Origin of the sequence: Streptomyces sp. NPDC006463, from assembly GCF_042870715.1 — a bacterium.
Lineage (GTDB): Bacteria > Actinomycetota > Actinomycetes > Streptomycetales > Streptomycetaceae > Streptomyces.
The window spans coordinates 145,442-163,714 of sequence record NZ_JBIAHP010000018.1 but is presented as its reverse complement, the minus strand read 5'-3'; the positions used below and the strand labels follow the sequence as shown (position 1 = coordinate 163,714).

The 18,273-nt window shown below is 71.0% G+C and carries 19 protein-coding genes; 4 read left to right on the top strand and 15 right to left on the bottom strand.

Annotated features, from left to right (window positions below):
• Nucleotides 1–94: 94 nt before the first annotated feature.
• The 13 genes from ACFYOB_RS29155 to rpsD all read right to left on the bottom strand — a co-directional run bounded on the left by ACFYOB_RS29155 (nucleotide 95) and on the right by rpsD (nucleotide 12,068).
• On the bottom strand, nucleotides 95–847 hold the full coding sequence (locus tag ACFYOB_RS29155; RefSeq protein WP_388564494.1) for an AAA family ATPase: 753 nt from the start codon (nucleotides 845–847) through the stop codon (nucleotides 95–97).
• 98 nt (nucleotides 848–945) lie between these two features.
• Nucleotides 946–1,386, bottom strand: a complete 441-nt coding sequence (gene aroQ / locus ACFYOB_RS29150) for a type II 3-dehydroquinate dehydratase (protein WP_388564491.1) — start codon at nucleotides 1,384–1,386, stop codon at nucleotides 946–948.
• The gene (aroB, locus tag ACFYOB_RS29145) at nucleotides 1,383–2,474 is read right to left on the bottom strand and encodes a 3-dehydroquinate synthase (RefSeq protein WP_388564489.1); all 1,092 of its coding nucleotides are present in this window, start codon (nucleotides 2,472–2,474) and stop codon (nucleotides 1,383–1,385) included. The genes aroQ and aroB overlap by 4 nt, the downstream gene beginning before the upstream one ends.
• Nucleotides 2,471–2,989 carry a shikimate kinase gene (locus ACFYOB_RS29140; RefSeq protein ID WP_388564487.1) on the bottom strand — a complete coding sequence of 173 codons (519 nt, stop codon included), beginning with the start codon at nucleotides 2,987–2,989 and terminating at the stop codon, nucleotides 2,471–2,473. Before ACFYOB_RS29140 ends, aroB begins: the two co-directional genes overlap by 4 nt.
• Nucleotides 2,986–4,170 carry a chorismate synthase gene (aroC, locus tag ACFYOB_RS29135; protein WP_388564484.1) on the bottom strand — a complete coding sequence of 395 codons (1,185 nt, stop codon included), beginning with the start codon at nucleotides 4,168–4,170 and terminating at the stop codon, nucleotides 2,986–2,988. Before aroC ends, ACFYOB_RS29140 begins: the two co-directional genes overlap by 4 nt.
• A 132-nt stretch (nucleotides 4,171–4,302) precedes the next feature.
• Nucleotides 4,303–4,494 (bottom strand): hypothetical protein, encoded by a 192-nt coding sequence (locus tag ACFYOB_RS29130; protein ID WP_388564482.1) that lies wholly within the window; start codon nucleotides 4,492–4,494, stop codon nucleotides 4,303–4,305.
• Between the two features lie 34 nt (nucleotides 4,495–4,528).
• On the bottom strand, nucleotides 4,529–5,353 hold the full coding sequence (locus ACFYOB_RS29125) for a shikimate dehydrogenase (protein ID WP_388564479.1): 825 nt from the start codon (nucleotides 5,351–5,353) through the stop codon (nucleotides 4,529–4,531).
• A gap of 6 nt (nucleotides 5,354–5,359) precedes the next feature.
• Nucleotides 5,360–7,123, bottom strand: coding sequence for an endolytic transglycosylase MltG (mltG, locus tag ACFYOB_RS29120; protein WP_388564476.1), 1,764 nt, complete (start codon nucleotides 7,121–7,123; stop codon nucleotides 5,360–5,362).
• Between the two features lie 78 nt (nucleotides 7,124–7,201).
• On the bottom strand, nucleotides 7,202–7,672 hold the full coding sequence (gene ruvX / locus ACFYOB_RS29115) for a Holliday junction resolvase RuvX (protein WP_030028999.1): 471 nt from the start codon (nucleotides 7,670–7,672) through the stop codon (nucleotides 7,202–7,204).
• A gap of 2 nt (nucleotides 7,673–7,674) precedes the next feature.
• Nucleotides 7,675–10,344 carry an alanine--tRNA ligase gene (gene alaS, locus ACFYOB_RS29110; RefSeq protein WP_388564472.1) on the bottom strand — a complete coding sequence of 890 codons (2,670 nt, stop codon included), beginning with the start codon at nucleotides 10,342–10,344 and terminating at the stop codon, nucleotides 7,675–7,677.
• Nucleotides 10,344–10,706: a DUF6167 family protein gene (locus ACFYOB_RS29105; protein ID WP_388564470.1), complete on the bottom strand. Its 363-nt coding sequence runs from the start codon at nucleotides 10,704–10,706 to the stop codon at nucleotides 10,344–10,346. Before ACFYOB_RS29105 ends, alaS begins: the two co-directional genes overlap by 1 nt.
• Before the next feature lie 8 nt (nucleotides 10,707–10,714).
• Nucleotides 10,715–11,143 (bottom strand): DUF948 domain-containing protein, encoded by a 429-nt coding sequence (locus ACFYOB_RS29100; protein WP_388564468.1) that lies wholly within the window; start codon nucleotides 11,141–11,143, stop codon nucleotides 10,715–10,717.
• Nucleotides 11,144–11,456: 313 nt separating this feature from the next.
• Nucleotides 11,457–12,068: a 30S ribosomal protein S4 gene (gene rpsD / locus ACFYOB_RS29095; RefSeq protein WP_030026606.1), complete on the bottom strand. Its 612-nt coding sequence runs from the start codon at nucleotides 12,066–12,068 to the stop codon at nucleotides 11,457–11,459.
• Nucleotides 12,069–12,381: 313 nt separating this feature from the next.
• On the opposite strand from rpsD, the gene ACFYOB_RS29090 reads away from it, so the two are divergent.
• Complete coding sequence (locus ACFYOB_RS29090) at nucleotides 12,382–12,996, top strand: DUF2470 domain-containing protein (protein ID WP_388564465.1); 615 nt, start codon at nucleotides 12,382–12,384, stop codon at nucleotides 12,994–12,996.
• Between the two features lie 219 nt (nucleotides 12,997–13,215).
• Here the strand turns inward: ACFYOB_RS29090 and ACFYOB_RS29085 are convergent, their stop codons facing one another.
• Both ACFYOB_RS29085 and ACFYOB_RS29080 read right to left on the bottom strand, forming a co-directional pair.
• Nucleotides 13,216–14,565 (bottom strand): replication-associated recombination protein A, encoded by a 1,350-nt coding sequence (locus ACFYOB_RS29085; RefSeq protein ID WP_388564462.1) that lies wholly within the window; start codon nucleotides 14,563–14,565, stop codon nucleotides 13,216–13,218.
• A gap of 32 nt (nucleotides 14,566–14,597) precedes the next feature.
• The gene (locus ACFYOB_RS29080; RefSeq protein WP_388564459.1) at nucleotides 14,598–15,215 is read right to left on the bottom strand and encodes a vitamin K epoxide reductase family protein; all 618 of its coding nucleotides are present in this window, start codon (nucleotides 15,213–15,215) and stop codon (nucleotides 14,598–14,600) included.
• Between the two features lie 137 nt (nucleotides 15,216–15,352).
• Between ACFYOB_RS29080 and ACFYOB_RS29075 the strand changes: the two genes are divergently transcribed.
• From ACFYOB_RS29075 to ACFYOB_RS29065, 3 genes are read left to right on the top strand one after another with little or no spacing between them, the layout of a single operon-like run.
• Nucleotides 15,353–16,231, top strand: coding sequence for an ABC transporter ATP-binding protein (locus tag ACFYOB_RS29075; RefSeq protein ID WP_388564457.1), 879 nt, complete (start codon nucleotides 15,353–15,355; stop codon nucleotides 16,229–16,231).
• Nucleotides 16,228–17,073: an ABC transporter permease gene (locus ACFYOB_RS29070; protein WP_388564455.1), complete on the top strand. Its 846-nt coding sequence runs from the start codon at nucleotides 16,228–16,230 to the stop codon at nucleotides 17,071–17,073. Before ACFYOB_RS29075 ends, ACFYOB_RS29070 begins: the two co-directional genes overlap by 4 nt.
• A complete protein-coding gene (locus ACFYOB_RS29065) occupies nucleotides 17,049–18,266 on the top strand; it encodes a sensor histidine kinase (protein ID WP_388564515.1) in 1,218 nt (405 codons plus the stop codon). Before ACFYOB_RS29070 ends, ACFYOB_RS29065 begins: the two co-directional genes overlap by 25 nt.
• Nucleotides 18,267–18,273 lie beyond the last annotated feature (7 nt).

Genomic DNA, 18,273 nt, shown 5'->3' with positions numbered 1-18,273 from the left:
GAGGGAGTCGACGCGGAGCGTCGGCGACCGACGACAACGCAGCAAGCCGCGGTGCCGGGCGAGCCGGGCCCGGCCCTGATCCGTCAGACACCCCCTAGGTCAGCGCACGTGCCAGCGTCTCGTCGAGGGCGCGCGCCGTCCCCTCGACGTCGAGGTGCGAGTTGTCGATGATCGGCAGGCCGGAGCCGTACCAGCCCGCCATTCGGCCGTGGATCCGCGCGACCTCCTCGTCGGAGAGGCGGCGGTTGCCGGAGCGGGCCGCGTTGCGCTCCAGGACGATCTCCAGGCCGGGCAGCAGCACCACGGGCAGCAGCGCGGGGCCCACGTGGCGCTTCCAGCCGCCCAGTCCGACCACCGGCCGGTCCGGGAAGACGGCGTCATCGAGGATGCAGGAGATCCCGTTCGCCAGGTAGTTGCGGGCGGCGAACCCGCACGTCCGGCGGGCCAGGCGGTACTGGGCCTCGGAGTGCTCGTTCCAGCCGGCCTGCGGGTCCGCGAAGCCCGAGCACACCCACTCCCGGACGTCGTCCAGGCTGACGTGCGCGGTCGGCACGGGCCGGGTGCTCGCCCAGTGCCGGGCCACGGTGGTCTTCCCCGCGCCGGCCGGGCCGATCAGCAGCACCGCCAGGGTGGCCCCGCCCGTACCCGCCACCGCGGGCGGCAGCGGAATGTGCCCGGTGGGGTCCGGGACGGGCGCCACCGGTGGCGGCGGGAGCGGGGGCTGGGAGTGGGCGGGGGGCGAACCCGGCCAGCCCTGCGCCGGGGGTATCGGCGGTTGCGGGGGCGCCGCCGGGTGCGGCCCCGGCTGTCCCCAGCCCGCGTTCCCGCCTCCCACTCCGTGCTGCATCCGGTGCCACTCCGTCTCGTTCCGGCGACTGATGCGAGAACGTTATATGACCCCGGGCCCCGAATCGTCCACCAGTCCGGCCCGGTGCCGCCGGAGCCTCAGCCGCTGACCTCGTCCGCGAGCGCGCGCAGCGCCAGCCGGTACGACCCGATGCCGAAGCCCGCCACCGTCCCGGTCGCCACGGACGCGATGACCGAGGTGTGCCGGAACTCCTCGCGTGCGTACGGGTTCGAGATGTGCACCTCGATCAGCGGCGCGGTGCGCTGTGCGGCCGCGTCCCGCATGGCGTACGAGTAGTGCGTGAAGGCTCCCGGGTTGATGACCACGGGGATCTTGCCGTCGGCCGCCTCGTGCAGCCAGCGCACCAGCTGCCCCTCGTCATTGGTCTCGCGGACCTCGACGTCGAAGCCGAGCTCCTCCCCCAGCGAGCGGCAGCTCTCCACCAGCCCCGCGTACGAGGTGGCCCCGTACACGTCGGGCTCGCGCGAACCGAGCCGCCCCAGGTTCGGGCCGTTCAGCACGAGGACGCGGCGGCTCACGCCGACACCTCGCCGTAGGCGGCGATCAGGTGCGCGGGGTCGGGGCCCTCCAGGACCGTCGGCTTGCCCAGCCCGTCCAGGACGATGAAGCGCAGCAGGTTGCCGCGGGACTTCTTGTCGACCTGCATGGTCTGGAGCAGCTTGGGCCACTGGTCACCGCGGTAGGTCAGCGGCAGGCCCACCGAGGCGAGGACCGCCTTGTGCCGGTCGGCCGTCGCGTCGTCGAGGCGGCCCGCGAGCCGGCCGAGCTCGGCGGCGAAGACCATGCCGACGGACACGGCGGCGCCGTGGCGCCACTTGTAGCGCTCGTTCTTCTCGATGGCGTGCGCGAGGGTGTGGCCGTAGTTGAGGATCTCGCGGAGACCCGACTCCTTGAGGTCGCTGGAGACCACGTCGGCCTTGACCTGGATGGAACGCACGATCAGCTCGGCCGTGTGCGGGCCGGCGGGCGTACGGGCCGCCTGCGGGTCCGCCTCGATCAGTTCGAGGATCTTCGGGTCGGAGATGAATCCGGCCTTGATGATCTCGGCGAGACCGCTGACGTAGTCGTTGACGGGCAGCGAGTCCAGGGCGGCCAGGTCGCACAGCACACCGGCCGGCGGGTGGAAGGCGCCGACGAGGTTCTTGCCCTCGGCGGTGTTGATGCCGGTCTTGCCGCCGACGGCCGCGTCGACCATCGCGAGGACGGTGGTCGGTACGGCGACCCAGCGCACGCCGCGCAGCCAGGAGGCCGCGACGAAGCCCGCGAGGTCGGTGGTGGCTCCGCCGCCGACGCCGACGATGACGTCGGTGCGGGTGAAGCCGGACTGCCCGAGGGCCTTCCAGCAGTACGCCGCCACCTCGACGGTCTTGGCCTCCTCGGCGTTCGGCACCTGGATGGCGATCGCCTCGTAGCCCTGCTCGGCCAGGTCGTCGCGCAGAGCCTCGCCGGTCGAGGCCAGCGCCTCCGGATGGATCACGGCGACCCGCTGGGCCTTCGCCCCGATCAGGGTGCCGAGTTCGCCGAGCAGCTGCCGGCCGACCAGCACGTCGTACGCGTCGTGTCCGGCGCTCGCGCCGACGTGGATCCGCGTCACCTGGTCTGTCATACGTCCTTCAACTCCAGTGCGTCGAGGACCGCCTGGGCGACCTCTTCGGGGGTGCGGTCGTCGGTGGCCACCACGACGCGCGCGACTTCGGTGTACAGGGGGCGCCGGGCGTCCATCAGCTCGCGCCACTGACGGCGCGGGTTGACGGCGAGCAGCGGGCGCGCGGCGCCGAGGCCCACGCGCCGTACGGCTTCCTCGACGTCCATCGACAGATAGGCGACGGGCAGGCCGGTCAGCAGCTTGCGGGTGCCCTCGTCGAGGACGGCGCCGCCGCCGAGGGCCAGGACTCCTGCGTGCTCGGCGAGCGCGGCCGCGACCGCGCGGCGCTCCAGCTCGCGGAAGTACGGCTCGCCCTCGTCGACGAAGATGTCGGAGATCTCCCGGCCTTGGGCGGCGACGATGTCCGCGTCGGTGTCCCGGTAGGGGACGCCGAGCCGCTCGGCGAGCAGCGCCCCCACCGTGGACTTGCCGGACCCCATGGGCCCGACGAGGACGACCATTGGTCCGCCGGTCACCGGATCTGCAGGTTGTCGAGGTACGAGCGGACGTTGCGGCGGGTCTCGGGGACGGAGTCGCCGCCGAACTTCTCGACCACGGCGTCGGCCAGCACGAGGGCGACCATGGCCTCGGCCACGATGCCCGCGGCCGGGACGGCGCAGACGTCGGAGCGCTGGTGGTGGGCCACCGTCGCCTCTCCGGTCGCCACGTCCACGGTCGCCAGCGCGCGGGGCACGGTGGCGATGGGCTTCATGGCGGCCCGTACGCGCAGCAGCTCGCCGGTGGTCAGACCGCCCTCGGTGCCGCCGGAGCGGCCGGAGGTGCGCTTCAGGCCCTCGGGGGTGGAGACGATCTCGTCGTGCGCCTTCGAGCCGGGCACGCGGGCGAGTTCGAAGCCGTCGCCGACCTCGACGCCCTTGATGGCCTGGATGCCCATCAGGGCCGCGGCGAGGCGGGCGTCGAGACGGCGGTCCCAGTGGACGTGCGAGCCGAGGCCGACGGGGACTCCGTAGGCCAGGACCTCGACGACACCGCCGAGGGTGTCGCCGTCCTTGTGGGCCTGGTCGATCTCGGCGACCATCGCCTTGCTCGCGTCGGCGTCGAGGCAGCGCACCGGGTCGGCGTCGAGCTTGTCGACGTCGGCGGGGGTCGGGTAGACGCCGTACGGGGCCTTGGCCGAAGCCAGTTCCACCACGTGCGAGACGATCTCGATGCCCGCGGCCTCCTTGATGAAGGACCGGGCGATGGCTCCGAGGGCGACACGGGCGGCGGTCTCACGGGCGCTGGCGCGCTCCAGGATCGGCCGGGCCTCGTCGAAGCCGTACTTCTGCATGCCGGCGAGGTCGGCGTGGCCGGGCCGGGGCCGGGTCAGCGGAGCGTTACGGCCGGTCTCCTTGAGCAGCGAGGGGTCGACCGGGTCGGCCGACATGACCGTCTCCCACTTGGGCCACTCGGTGTTGCCGACCATGACAGCCACGGGGGAACCCAGCGACAGCCCGTGCCGGACGCCGCCCAGGAAGGTGATCTCGTCCTGCTCGAACTTCATCCGGGCACCGCGGCCATAGCCGAGCCGACGCCGGGCGAGGTGGTCGGCCACCAGCTCGGTGGTGACCGGAACGCCGGCGGGAAGCCCCTCCAGCGTCGCTACCAGCGCCGGTCCGTGCGACTCCCCGGCGGTCAGCCAACGCAACCTGCTCAACGATGCTCCTCATGCTCGCGCCTGGTTCAGCGACGGCGCGAACGGGTGCGCGGCCCGGACCCGCCGTACCTGATCCTCCCATGTCCGGGCCGGGATCCCGGCCCCCGGTCCAGCTATCGGACGCCTTGTCCGTCAGGTGGCCTTGCTGCGGCGCTCGCGGAGCCAGGTGATCGCCGTCCACAGCGCGAGGGAACCGATGAGTCCGAGGACGATGGCCTTCGCCCACCACGGGAACTGACCGAAGAGCGCCTTGACCGCGGCGAAGACGACGAAGGGAATGTCCCACTTCGACGCGAGTATCTGGCCGTCGCCTGCCTGTTCCATGCCGCCTCCGTGATCGAATACGCAGGCGGGAAGCCTAACGGGCGGCGAGCGCCCGCTCTCCGGCGGCCCTCATGGCGGCGAGCGGGCCGGGGGTGCGGCCGGTCATCCGCTCGACCTGGAGCACGGCCTGGTGGACCAGGAGGTCCAGCCCGCCGACGACCTTGCCGCCACGGCGGTCCCAGGCCGCCGCGAGGGAGGTCGGCCACGGGTCGTACAGGACGTCGAAGAGTGTGCCCGGCGCATCCGGTACGGACGCGGCCAGGGCGTCCGTCGCCCCGGCCGGGGTGGTCGCGATCACCAGCGGGGCGGCCAGCGCCTCGGCCGCCTCGGACCAGTCGGCGGTGCGGACGGGGACGCCGAGCCGCTCGCCCCACTGCCGCATCTCGTCGGCGCGGGCGCGCGAGCGGACGTACGCCGTGACCTCACCGGTGCAGATCCGGGAGAGCGCCGCGAGCGCCGAGGAGGCGGTGGCTCCGGCGCCAAGGACGGCGGCGGACGGTACCTTCTCGATGCCGCGCTCGTGCAGCGCGGCGACCATGCCGGGGATGTCGGTGTTGTCGCCGAGGCGTCGGCCGTCCGGGGTGAAGACGACCGTGTTGACCGTCTCGACCGAGGCGGCCGTGTCGCTGATCGCGTCGAGCAGCGGGATGATCGCCCGCTTCAGCGGCATGGTCAGCGACAGCCCGGCCCACTCGGGGCCGAGGCTCGTGACGAACTCCGGGAGCGCGGCCTCGTCGATCTCGAAGCGGTCGTACGACCAGTCGTCGAGGCCGAGCTCCTCGTAGGCGGCACGGTGCAGCACCGGCGAGAGGGAGTGCTCGATGGGCGAACCCAGCACCGCGGCCCGTATCCGTGACATGTCCTGCTACCCGCCGTTCTTCTGCTTCTGCCGCGCCTGGAACTCGTCGACGAGCTTCAGGTGCTCCTCGTAGGTCTGGGTGAAGGTCGTCTTGTCGCCGTCCACCGACACGAAGAACATCCAGCCGCCGTGATCGGGGTTGAGCGTAGCGCTCAGGGCGTCCGCGCCCGGGTTCCCGATCGGGCCGGGAGGCAGGCCCTTGACGAAGTGCGTGTTGTACGGGTTGTCGAGCGCCCTCGCCTCCTTGATGGAGAAGTTGATGTCGCTCTTGCCCTTGATGTAGTTGTACGTCGAGTCGAACTCGAGCTTCTGGTTCGTGACGTCGTTCGTCTTCTTCAGGCGGTTGTAGACGACCTCGGACATCTTCCGGAAGTCGTCGTGGCTCTTGCCTTCGGCGTTGACGAGACTGGCGACCGTCACCACCTGGAGCGGGTTCTCCAGGCCCAGTTCCTTGGCCTTGCCCTCGATGCCCAGCTCGGAGTACTTGTCGCTCGCGTTCTTGACCATCTGCTTGAGCAGGGACTCGGGGGTGCTGTCCTTGCTGAGGTCGTAGCGCGTCGGGTACAGGAAGCCTTCGAGCGGGTCGATGAGCTTCGGGTTGTTGCCCGCCCAGGCCGGCAGTCCGAGGTTCTTCGCCTCGCGCTGGGCGATGTCCTTGGTGGTGCCTTCCGGCTTGCCCAGCTTCTTGTCGATCGCCTCGTACACCTTGGCGTTGCGCATGCCCTCGGAGACGATGAGGACGTTCAGCTTTTTGGGGTCGATCATCACCGCGACGGCGGCCGCACCCGACATCTTCTTCTTCATCGGGTAGACACCGGGCTGGATGGACTTGCCCATGGGATTGGCGTTCGCGGCGTCGACGAAGGCCTGGGCGCTGGCGACCACGCCGGCTTCCTTGAGGATGCGGCCCATCTGTCCCAGGCCCGCCCCCTTGGGGATCTCCACGTCGACCATCTCGTCGACGCCTTCGCCCGCGAAGTCCTCGGCGGCGCCGAACCTCGCCTTGAGGTAGGTGTAGCCGTAGTAGCCGCCACCGCCGACCACGCCGATGATGACGACGGCGGCGATCAGGCAGGCCATGCCGCTGCGCTTCTTGGGCTTGCCGCCCTTCGGGCGGCCTCCTCGGCGGCCGTCGCCCGACGGGTCGTCGCCCTCGTCCTCGCCGTCCTGGCCTCCACCGCCGGCGAAGAAGGCGCTCTCGGGCTCCTCCTCCTGCTCGGCCGGTTCCGGCTCCGGGTGACGCCGGCCCGGGGGCTGCGGCGGAGGGAAGGCCTCCGGCGTCGCGTACTGGTCAGGGGCCCCGTCGGGGTAGCCGGCCGCGGGCTGCTGGGCGTACGGGTCCACGCCCGCGTAGGCGTCGACCTGCGCGGCGGCCAGGTACTGGCCCTGGCCGGTGTCCCAGATCTGGGAGTCGTACACCGGCTGCTGGGGAGCCTGGGGAGCGTAGGACTGCTGCTGCCCCTGGTACTGCGGGTACTGCCCCTGCTGTGGCTGCGGCTGCTGGTACTGCTGTGGCTGCTGCTGCGGATACTGCTGCGGCTGCGGCTGCTGCACGTACTGCTGCTGGTTCTGGGCCTGCTGGGGGTACTGCTGCTGGTACTGCGGATTCTGCTGGTACTGCTGTGGATTCTGCTGGTACTGCTGCTGCGGATCGTTGCCATACGGCGCCTGGCCCTGCTGGGTCTGGTGCCCGGTCCACCCCTGGTCCCCGTACAGGGGATCCTCAGGGTGCCACGGTTCGGAGCCACGGCCCCGGCCATACTCAGTCATCGGTCCCCTAGTGCCGCGAGACGAAGGCGACGGCTGTTCGAATGCCGTCTCATCGCGCGGAACGTTACCGTATCGCGATCAGACAACCACTTCGACGCACTCGCCGGGCGGATTACCCGATACCCGTTCGGTCTCAAGAGCGTTCTGGAGAATCACCACCGCAGCTGCCTGGTCGATGACCGAACGGCCCTTCTTCGCGTTCCTTCCCGAGGCCCGCAGACCCTGCGCCGCGGTGACCGTCGTCATCCGCTCGTCCACCAGACGGACCGTCACCGGCTTGATGCCCTTGGCCAGTTCGTTCGCGAAGGCGCGCACCTTGGCCGCGGCCGGCCCCTCCCGCCCGCTGAGCGAGCGGGGCAGGCCGACCACGACTTCGAGGGGCTCGTACTCCTCGACGAGCTGCCGCAGCCGCCGGTGGGCGAAGGGGATGTCCCGGCCCGGAACGGTTTCGACCGGTGTGGCCAGGACCCCGTCGGGGTCGCACGAGGCGACCCCGATCCGGGCGTCCCCGACGTCGATCGCGAGGCGGCGGCCGCGGCGCAGAGTCATGGTCAGACCGTCTCGACGACGAGGCGCTCGACCGCGGCGATGGCCTCGGGGACGGCAGCCGGGTTCTGGCCGCCGCCCTGGGCGACGTCCGGCTTGCCGCCGCCGCCACCACCGAGGGTCTTGGCGGCCGTACGGACGAGGTCGCCCGCCTTGAGACCGCGCTCGCGGGCGGCCTCGTTGGTGGCGATGACCGTCAGCGGGCGCCCGCCGGCCGTGGTGAACAGCGCCACGACGGCAGGGCGGTCGCCCTGGATGCGGCCGCGGACGTCGAGGACCAGCTTGCGCAGGTCGTCGGCGCCGGTGCCGTCCGGCACCGTGCCCACGACGAGGGCGACGCCGCGGATGTCCTGGGCGTTCTCGGCGAGCCCGGCGGCGGCCTGGAGGACCTTCTCCGCGCGGAACTTCTCGATCTCCTTCTCGGCGTCCTTCAGCTTGCCGAGCATGGTGGCGATCTTCTCCGGCAGCTCCTCCGGACGGCCCTTGACCAGCTCCTGGAGCTGGGCGACGACCGTGTGCTCCTTGGCGAGGAAGTTGTACGCGTCCGCGCCGACGAGGGCCTCGACGCGGCGCACGCCGGAGCCGATGGAGGACTCGCCGAGCAGCTTCACCAGACCCAGCTGGGCGGTGTTGCCGACGTGCGTGCCGCCGCACAGCTCCTTGGAGAAGTCGCCGATGGTGACGACGCGGACGCGCTCGCCGTACTTCTCGCCGAACTCGGCGATGGCGCCCTGCTTCTTCGCCTCGTCGATGCTCATGATCTCGGCGGTAACGTCGAGCTCGCGGGAGAGGACGTCGTTGATCTTCTGCTCGACGTCGGTGAGGACCGAGCCGGGGACGGCGTTCGGCGAACCGAAGTCGAAGCGGAAGCGGCCCGGCGAGTTCTCGGAGCCGGCCTGGGCGGCCGTCGGGCCCAGCGCGTCGCGCAGCGCCTGGTGGGTCAGGTGCGTGGCCGAGTGGGCACGGGCGATGGCCCGGCGGCGGCTGACGTCGATGGCGGCGTACGCGGAGGCGCCCACCGTCACCTCGCCGACCTGGACGGAGCCCTTGTGCACGGAGACGCCCGGGACCGGCTGCTGGACGTCGCGGACGACGATGACGGCGCCGGAGTCGAGCTTGATACGGCCCTGGTCGGCGAGCTGGCCGCCGCCCTCGGCGTAGAACGGGGTGCGGTCGAGGACGACCTCGACGTCGTCGCCCTCGGAGGCGGCGGGCGCGGGGACGCCGTTGACCAGGAGGCCGACGATGGTGGACTCGCCCTGGTTGGTGGCGTAGCCGGTGAACTCGGTGGCGCCCGCCCGGTCGGCGATCTCGCGGTACGAGGAGACGTCGGCGTGGCCGGTCTTCTTGGCCTTGGCGTCGGCCTTGGCCCGGTCGCGCTGCTCCTGCATCAGGCGGCGGAAGCCCTGCTCGTCCACGGAGAGGCCCTGTTCGGCGGCCATCTCCAGGGTCAGGTCGATCGGGAAGCCCCAGGTGTCGTGGAGCAGGAACGCCTTGTCGCCGGAGAGGACCGTGCCGCCTGCGGCCTTGGTCTCCGTCACGGCGGTGTCGAGGATGTTCGTGCCGCCCTTGACGGCCTTGAGGAAGGCGGCCTCTTCGGCGAGCGCGACGGTCTCGATGCGCTTGCGGTCGGTGACGAGCTCCGGGTACTGCTGGCCCATCGTGTCGATCACGACGTCGACGAGGTCCTGGACGACGGGACCCGTGGCGCCCATGAGGCGCATGTTGCGGATGGCGCGCCGCATGATGCGGCGCAGCACGTAGCCGCGGCCCTCGTTGCCGGGGGTGACGCCGTCGCCGATGAGCATGACGGAGGTGCGGATGTGGTCGGCGACCACGCGCATGGACACGTCGGTGTCCTTGGCCGCGCCGTACCGCACGCCGGTCAGCTCGGTGGCCTTGTCCATGACCACGCGCAGGGTGTCGGTCTCGTACATGTTCTGCACGCCCTGCAGGATCATGGCGAGACGCTCGAGACCCAGGCCGGTGTCGATGTTCTTCGACGGCAGGTCGCCGAGGATCGGGAAGTCTTCCTTCCCGTCGCCGGCTCCGCGCTCGTACTGCATGAAGACCAGGTTCCAGATCTCCACGTAGCGCTCGTCGTTGACGGCCGGGCCGCCCTCGACGCCGAACTCGGGGCCGCGGTCGTAGTTGATCTCGGAGCACGGGCCGCAGGGGCCCGGGACGCCCATGGACCAGAAGTTGTCCTTCTTGCCCAGGCGCTGGATGCGCTCGGCGGGCACGCCGATCTTCTCGCGCCAGATCTGCTCGGCCTCGTCGTCGTCGAGGTAGACGGTGATCCAGAGCTTCTCCGGCTCAAGGCCGTAGCCGCCGTCCGCCACGGAGCTGGTGAGCAGCTCCCAGGCGTACTTGATGGCGCCTTCCTTGAAGTAGTCGCCGAAGGAGAAGTTGCCGCACATCTGGAAGAACGTGCCGTGGCGGGTGGTCTTGCCGACCTCTTCGATGTCCGGCGTACGGACGCACTTCTGCACGCTGGTGGCGCGCGGGGCGGGGGGCTTGGTCTCGCCGAGGAAGTACGGCTTGAAGGGGACCATGCCCGCGTTGACCAGCAGCAGAGTCGGGTCGTCCGCGATGAGCGACGCCGAAGGGACAACGGCGTGACCGCGCTCCTCGAAGAAGCTCAGCCAGCGGCGGCGGATTTCAGCCGACTCCATCAGTGGTCCTCATTCCGGTTGTACCTGGCCGTCGAGCGGCCCGGTCGGTGGTTGGTCTTGTCATTGTCGATGGCCCGCAGCCGCCGCTGCCCCGGGAGGGCGGTGACGTTGCCGGTCAGGGCCGGGTGGTCGGCGTCCTGGGTCAGCCCCAGTGCATCGTTCAGCTCGTCCTCGCGCTGCGTCATTCCCGCCTTGACGTCGAGGGCGAAGTCCTTGAGGCGGTGGCCCGCCTCCAGCGCCTTGTCGGCGGCCCGGGCGGCAAGGCTCTCCGGCGTCAGCTTCTTGAGCTGGCGGTTGACCTTGGTGGTGGCCCACACGCCGGTGGCGGCGCCTGCGGTGAACCAGAAGGCTCGGCGGAACATCGGCGGTCTCAGCCCTTCTGCTTCCGGCGCCGGGCCGTCGGCACGGTACGGCCGACGATCACGGTGCGCCGGGTGGTCTTCTGCGGTGCCTCGTCCGTCCGGCCGAGCGCCTTGCGGACGCCGTAGCCGAAGGCCGCGACCTTGACCAGCGGCCCGCCGAAGGTGGAGGCCACGGTGGAGGACAGCGCGGAGGCGTTGGAGGTGACCTCCTGGACGTCGCTCGCGATCGCGTCGACCCGGTCGAGCTGGGTGCGCGCGGAGCGGACGGTGGTGGAGGCGTCGGCCAGCAGCGGGACGGCCTGGTCGGTCACGTCGGCCACCAGCTTGGTAGTCGCCTTGAGCACCTGCGCCAGCCTCACCAGCACCACGGCGAGGAAGGAGACCAGGATGGCCCAGAAGACGGCCACGAGGATCCCGGCCACCTCTCCACCGGACACGTCACACCGCTCTCTGTCTGTACTTGAAGTCTGCACTTGAACTGCGACAAGGTTCGCCTCCGACCCTATCGCGCCGGAGATCCCCGGCCGTACCGGAATTCCGGGTCCGGGCGGGATCGCTTGTACGCAGAGCTCGCGGACCAGCGCTCTCCGTGTCCCCTGCGACAGCCGACGTGCGGCGATCTTCCCTCGGAGCCGGGCGGGTTCGTCGGGCGGGGTGCCGAAGCGGGCGCGGGCGCCGCGAACGCGGGAAGCCCGCCGCCCCCCGGAGGGGACGGCGGGCTTCCACCAGCCTGTGAGGCCTACGCCTGCATCAGCGGGCGTAGTACTCGACGACGAGCTGCTCGTCGCAGATGACCGGGATTTCCTTGCGGTTCGGGTCGCGGTCCAGGCGGAAGGCCAGGGCCTTCAGGTTGACCTGCAGGTAGCGCGGGGTCTCGCCCTCGCCTGCGTAGCCACCCTCACGGGCAACCTGGAACGGAACCTTCTCGCGGCTGCGCTCGCGCACCGTGATGACGTCGTCCGGGCGGACACGGAACGACGGCTTGTCGACCTTGGCGCCGTTGACCTCGATGTGGCCGTGAACGACCATCTGGCGGGCCTGGTAGATGGTGCGGGCGATGCCCGAACGCAGAACCAGGGCGTCGAGACGACGCTCGAGCTCGACGACAAGCGCCTCGCCCGTCTTGCCTTCGGCCTTCTTGGCGCGGTCGTACGCGCGGGCCATCTGACGCTCAGAGATGTCGTACTGAGCGCGCAGACGCTGCTTCTCCAGCAGACGGACCTTGTAGTCCGAGTTCTGCTTGCGGCCACGGCCGTGCTCGCCCGGCGGGTAGGGGCGGGCCTCGAAGTACTTGACGGCCTTCGGGGTCAGCGCAATGCCGAGGGCACGCGACTTCTTGACCTTGGGTCGCTTCTGGTTCACGGGGAACCTACCTCCATGTAAGTTAGGTGAGGCTTACCTTAGCGAGGAGGACGTAATGTCTCGACCACATGGGATCCCCCTGCCCAGTGCGCGCCGCAGTTCAGATCCAAACGAAACAGGATCTGCTTTCGACGACGATAAGCAAGGTCAGCCGCGTCCCAGGGAAGGCGTTCGGCAGCTCACCGGAGCCGAACGCGTACGAACCCTCGTAGAGTCCAACGCCTCAGTATCCCTCACCCTCCCGGGTGCTTATGACCAGGACGAGCTCGGGACAGGGGCGCCGGTCGCACGGACCGTCACCCCGGACGGGGACGTGATTCTCCTTGTTTCCGGGGAATCCGCGGCTGCCAGGGCAGCCGCTCACGCCCAGGACGACGACCTCACCGCCGTGATCGAGATCACGGATGTGGCGCCGGTGTCCGTGCAGCATCGTATCCGAGGCCGCGCCTGGCTGGCCGGGTGGCTGACCCCGGTCCGCGGCGACGACCGGGCGGCCTGCGCGGCGCTGCTCGCGGAGCGCCATCCGGTGGGTGAGCTGCTGGGGCTGGCCGAGGCCCGCTGGAGGCTGCTCCGCCTGGAGGTCGGCGAGATCTCGGTGGACGACCTGTGGGGCGCCGAGCACGTGGACCCGGAGGACCTGGCCGCGGCGGAGCCGGACCCGATGGTCGCCCACGAGGCGGAACTCCTCCAGCACCTGCACTCCGCCCACGGCGACCGGATCGGCGAACTGTGCGGGCTGCTGGGTCCGCGGGGGGCCGGGGACATGACGGCCGTCCCGCTCGCCCTGGACCGCCTGGGCCTCCGCGTCCGCTTCACCGGCGGCGCGGCCGGCTGCTTCGACGCCCGCTTCGACTTCCCCGAGCCCGTCGCGGACATCTGCGGCCTGCGCCGTGCGATGCACACCCTGCTCACGGCGGTGGGCCATTAGTTAGGGGGTGTCTGACGGATCAGGGCCGGGCCCGGCTCGCCCGGCACCGCGGCTTGCCGCGCTGTCGCCGGTCGCCGACGTCCCCCAGCTACCGCTGGGAGGTGCCCCCACCGCGTCGACTCCCTCCTCCGCCTTGCAATCCACGGCACCAGCCCACCCGGGCAATCCGGCCCTGATCCGCCAGACACCCCCTGAACCGTCGCGACCCCGCCGGCACGCTCACGTGCCGCGGAGCCGCTCCCGGACCTTCTCCACGACGTCCGCGTAGCGCGCCTCCGCTCCGTACCGCGTCGGCTCGTAGTACCGCTTCCCGTGGATCTCGTCGGGCGCGTACTGCTGGGCGGCGATGGCCCCCGGCACGTCGTGCGGGTACACATACCCCTGCGCGTGCCCCAGCTTCGCCGCGCCCTTGTAGTGCCCGTCCCGCAGGTGCGGCGGGACCGAGCCCGCCAGCCCGGCCCGGACGTCGGCCAGCGCCGCGCCGATCGCGGTCGTGGCGGTGTTCGACTTCGGGGCCAGCGCCAGCGCGATCGTGGCGTGCGAGAGGGTCAGCGCGGCCTCCGGGAAGCCGATCATCGCCACCGCCTGGGCCGCGGCCACCGCGAGCGGCAGGGCCGTCGGGTCCGCCAGGCCGATGTCCTCGCTCGCCGAGATCATCAGGCGCCGCGCGATGAACCGGGGGTCCTCCCCCGCGTCGATCATCCGGGCCAGATAGTGCAGCGCCGCGTCCACGTCCGAGCCGCGGATCGACTTGATCAGCGCGCTCGCCACGTCGTAGTGCTGGTCGCCGTCCCGGTCGTAGCGGACGGCGGCCCGGTCGACCGCCTCCTCCACCGTCTGGAGGGTGATCTCGTCCTCGCCCTTGGCGATGGCCGACCCGGCCCCCGCCTCCAGCGCCGTCAGCGCCCGCCGGGCGTCGCCCCCGGCGATCCGCAGCAGGTGCGCCTCGGCGTCCGCCGGCAGGGTCACCGCCCCGCCGAGCCCCCGCTCCTCCTCCAGCGCCCTGCGCATCAGCGCGCTCAGGTCGCCGTCCGTCAGCGGCTCCAGCGTCAGCAGCAGCGAGCGCGAGAGCAGCGGGGAGATGATCGAGAAGTACGGGTTCTCCGTGGTCGCGGCGATCAGCGTCACCCAGCGGTTCTCGACGGCCGGGAGCAGTGAGTCCTGCTGCGCCTTGCTGAAGCGGTGGATCTCGTCGAGGAAGAGGACGGTGTCCTTGCCGTAGCCCCCGGCGGCGCGCTTCGCGCCCTCGATGACCGCCCGTACCTCTTTGACTCCCGCCGTGATCGCGGACAGCTCCACGAACCGCTTCCGGGTGGCCTGGCTCACCACGTACGCCAGCGTGGTCTTCCCGATGCCCGGCGGGCCCCAGAGGATCACCGAGGAGGCTCCGGCCGGACCGCCCGCGCCCTCCCCGACCAGCCGCCGCAGCGGTGATCCGGGCTTCAGCAGGTGCTGCTGGCCGACGACCTCGTCCAGGGTGCGCGGGCGCATCCGGACGGCGAGCGGAGAGCTCGCGGGATCCTTCTCCTGGCGGTCTTCGGCGGCGGCGGTGAAAAGGTCTGGTTCCACACCGAAAGCCTATGCGAGCCCACCGACAGTCCTTACGAGGTCCAGAAGTCCCACCAGCGCGTCAGGATCAGCATTCCGATGATCCCGATGTGCAGCACCGGGAGCACCCAGGTGAACTCGTCGAAGAAGCTCTTCAGCCAGCCCGGCGTGGGCAGCAGCCCCTGGCGGACGTTGTGCGAGGTGACGTACCAGAACATCACGATCGTGGCGACCCAGGCCAGGCAGCACCACAGGCAGAGCGAGTTGATGTTGTACAGCGACTGGTACATCAGCCAGGCGCAGAAGACGACGCCGAAGAGGGTGCCCGCGTTGAAGGTCAGCCAGTACCAGCGGCTGAACCGGGCCCCGGCCAGCATGCTCATGCCGACGCAGATCACGATGCCGTAGGCGACCAGACCGAGCATCGGGTTCGGGAAGCCGAAGACGGCCGCCTGGTCGCTCTTCATGATGTTGCCGCAGGAGACGATCGGGTTCAGGCTGCAGCCCGGCGTGAAGTTCGGGTCCTCCAGCAGCTTGAACTTGTCGATCGTGATCACCCAGGCGGCGAGCAGGCCCGCGGCCCCCGTGATCACCAGCAGCCAGGCCAGCGCCCGGCTCCCCCCGAAGGTGGTCCTCGGGGCGGTGTCCGCGTCCGTAGGTCGTGTCGTCATACCGCCCACTCCACATCTGCAAGGTCAACAAGCACCGGCCATTGTGCCGCACGTGACTGTGTGTCCACCGTTCGACGGACATAAGGACGTACGCCCGGGGGGACCGGCGGCGCGGATTCCGGCGGAGCATTCGAGGCATGACACAGAACGCGGTGGAAGTACGGGGGCTTCGCAAGCAGTACGGCGAGGTCACCGCGGTCGACGGGCTTGACCTGACGATTCGCCCGGGCGAGGTCTTCGGCCTCCTCGGGCCCAACGGAGCCGGCAAGAGCACCACGGTGGAGATACTCCAGGGCCACCGGGAGCGGGACGGCGGTGAGGTCCGCGTCCTGGGCGCGGACCCGGCGACGGCCGGACGGGCCTGGCGTTCGCGCGTCGGGATCGTCTGGCAGGACGAGTCGGCGCCCGCCGAACTGACGGTACGGGAGACGGTCGAGCACTTCGCCCGTTACTACCCGGCCCCGCGCGACCCGGCGGAGGTCATCGCACTGGTCGGCCTGGAACACAAGCGCGACCAGCGGGTGAAGGGCCTCTCCGGCGGCCAGCGGCGCCGCCTCGACGTGGCGCTCGGCGTCATCGGCGGTCCGGAACTGCTCCTGCTCGACGAGCCGACCACCGGCTTCGACCCGGCTGCCCGCCGCCAGTTCTGGGACCTGATCCGGCTGCTGGCCGACGGGGGCACGACCATCGTGCTCACCACGCACTACCTGGAGGAGGCCGAGGCCCTCGCCGACCGCCTCGCGATCGTGGCACGCGGCCGCGTCGTCGCCGAGGGCGAACCGGCCGCTCTGCGCGCCCGGTTCGGCACCGGCGCCACCGTCGAGTGGACCGACCCCGACGGCACCCCGCGCGAGATCCGGACCGAGACCCCCACCCGCAGCGCCCGGGAGCTGATGGCCCGCTTCGACGGCGAGATCCCGGGCCTGAAGATCACCCGCCCCACCCTGGAGGACGTGTACCTGCGCCTCACGGGCCAGCTCACCCAGCCCGAGCCGCAGCCGGAGGAAGCACGATGACCACCAACACCACCGAGACCACCGTCACGCGGGCGGCGAAGGCCCTGCCCGGAGCCTGGGCCCTGGGACTGAGCCGCGGCGTGCTGGAGATCAGGCAGTTCTTCCGCCAGCGCGATGCGGTGATCTTCACCTTCGCCTTCCCCGTCGTCTTCCTCGCCCTCTTCGCCTCGATCTTCGGGGACGCCGTCGAGGGCACCGGGATCACCGCCTCCCAGCTCTACGCGGCGGGCATGGTCGCGGCGGGCATCATGTCCACCAGCTTCCAGTCGCTCGGCATCTCCATCGCCGTCGAACGGGACGAGAAGGTGCTGCGCCGGCTGCGCGGCACCCCGATGCCCCCGGCCGCCTACTTCCTCGGCAAGGTCTGGATGGTGCTCGTCACCGGACTCGCCGAGACCGCGGTCCTGCTCCTCGTCGGCTCCACCCTCTTCGACCTGGACGTGCCGTCCTCGGCCTCCAAGTGGCTCACCTTCGCGTGGATCTTCGCCCTCGGCCTGACGGGCTGCGCCCTGCTCGGCATCGCCATCAGCAGCCTCCCCAAGTCCGGCAAGAGCGCCAGTTCCGTGGTCGTCCTGCCTTTCCTGATCCTCCAGTTCATCTCCGGCGTGTACATCCCGGTCCACCAGATCCCCGACTGGCTGCTGAACATCGGGGCGCTGTTCCCGCTCAAGTGGATGTGCCAGGGTCTGCGCGGGGTGTTCCTGCCCGAGTCCGCCGCGGTCCTCGAACAGGCCGGCGGCTGGGAGTACGGGAAGACGGCGCTCGTGCTGGGGGCCTGGGTTGCCGGAGGATTGGTGCTGTGTCTGCTGACCTTCAAATGGAAGAGCCGGCGCGACGGTTGAGCGGCTTCGTGAAATCGGCCGGAGCGCGCGAGTCCCATGTGTGGGACCGTGCGTTCCTGCCGTGGGACCTGTACTTCGGGCTCGTGTGGCTGGCGACGGTGGCCTTCGTCCTCGGCGCCGCCATGCCCTCGCTGCCCCACCGGATCGCTGCCCTCGGGCTGCTCGCCGCGCTGGTCCCCTGGTACCTGTGGGCCGGACGGCCGCTCCTCCTGCTGCCGAACTACGAGCCGCGCCGCTCCGCCCTCTACCTGGGCGTGACACTCGCCCTGTTCCTGCCGGCCGCCGTACTGGTCGGCGAGACACGGCTGATCACCTCCGCGCTCGCCCCGCACTTCTTCATGTTGGTGACCTTGCGCCGGGCGGTCGCCTACATGGCGGTGGTGTGCCTGGTGCCGGTGGCCGGGTGGGCGCTGCTGTGGCGGCCCGAAGGGCACGTGGTATTCCTCAACTCCGTGCTCGGTGTGACCACGTTCGCCTTCTCGGCCTTCATGGGCTCGTGGATCACCCGGATCATCGAGCAGAGCGCGGGCCGGGCCGGGCTGATCGCCGAACTCGACGCCAGCCGGGAGGAGGTGGCCCGGCTCTCCGCCGAACGCGGCGCCCTCGCCGAACGGGATCGCATGTCCCGCGAGATCCACGACACCCTCGCCCAGGGCTTCACCAGCTTGCTGATGCTGGTGCAGGCGGTGCAGTCCGAGCTGGACACGGATCCGGCCGAGGCCCACCGCCACCTGGAGCTGATGGCGGTGACCGCCCGGCAGAACCTGGCCGAGGCCCGGGCCCTGGTGTCCGGCGGGGCGCCCGCCGACCTGGACGGGGGTTCGCTGCCGGACGCGGTACGCCGCCTCGCGGCGCGGCACGACCCGCCCGCGGCCGTCACGGTGACCGGGGAGGTCCGGCCGCTGCCGCCGGCGCTGGAGGTGGTGGCACTGCGCACGTGCCAGGAGTCCCTGGCGAACGCGGCCAAGCACGCGGGCCCCCGGGCCGTCGCCGCGCTGTCCCTCGCCTACGGTGAGGCGGAGTTGACGGTCTCGGTCCGGGACTCCGGCCGGGGCTTCGATCCGGCGGCCCCCTCCCCCGGCTACGGCCTGCGGGGGCTGCGCGCCCGTGCGGCGGAGGCCGGCGGCACCGCGTCGGTCGACAGCGCGGTGCCCGGGGGCACCACCGTCACCGTCACCCTGCCGATCCGCTGAGGAGCCG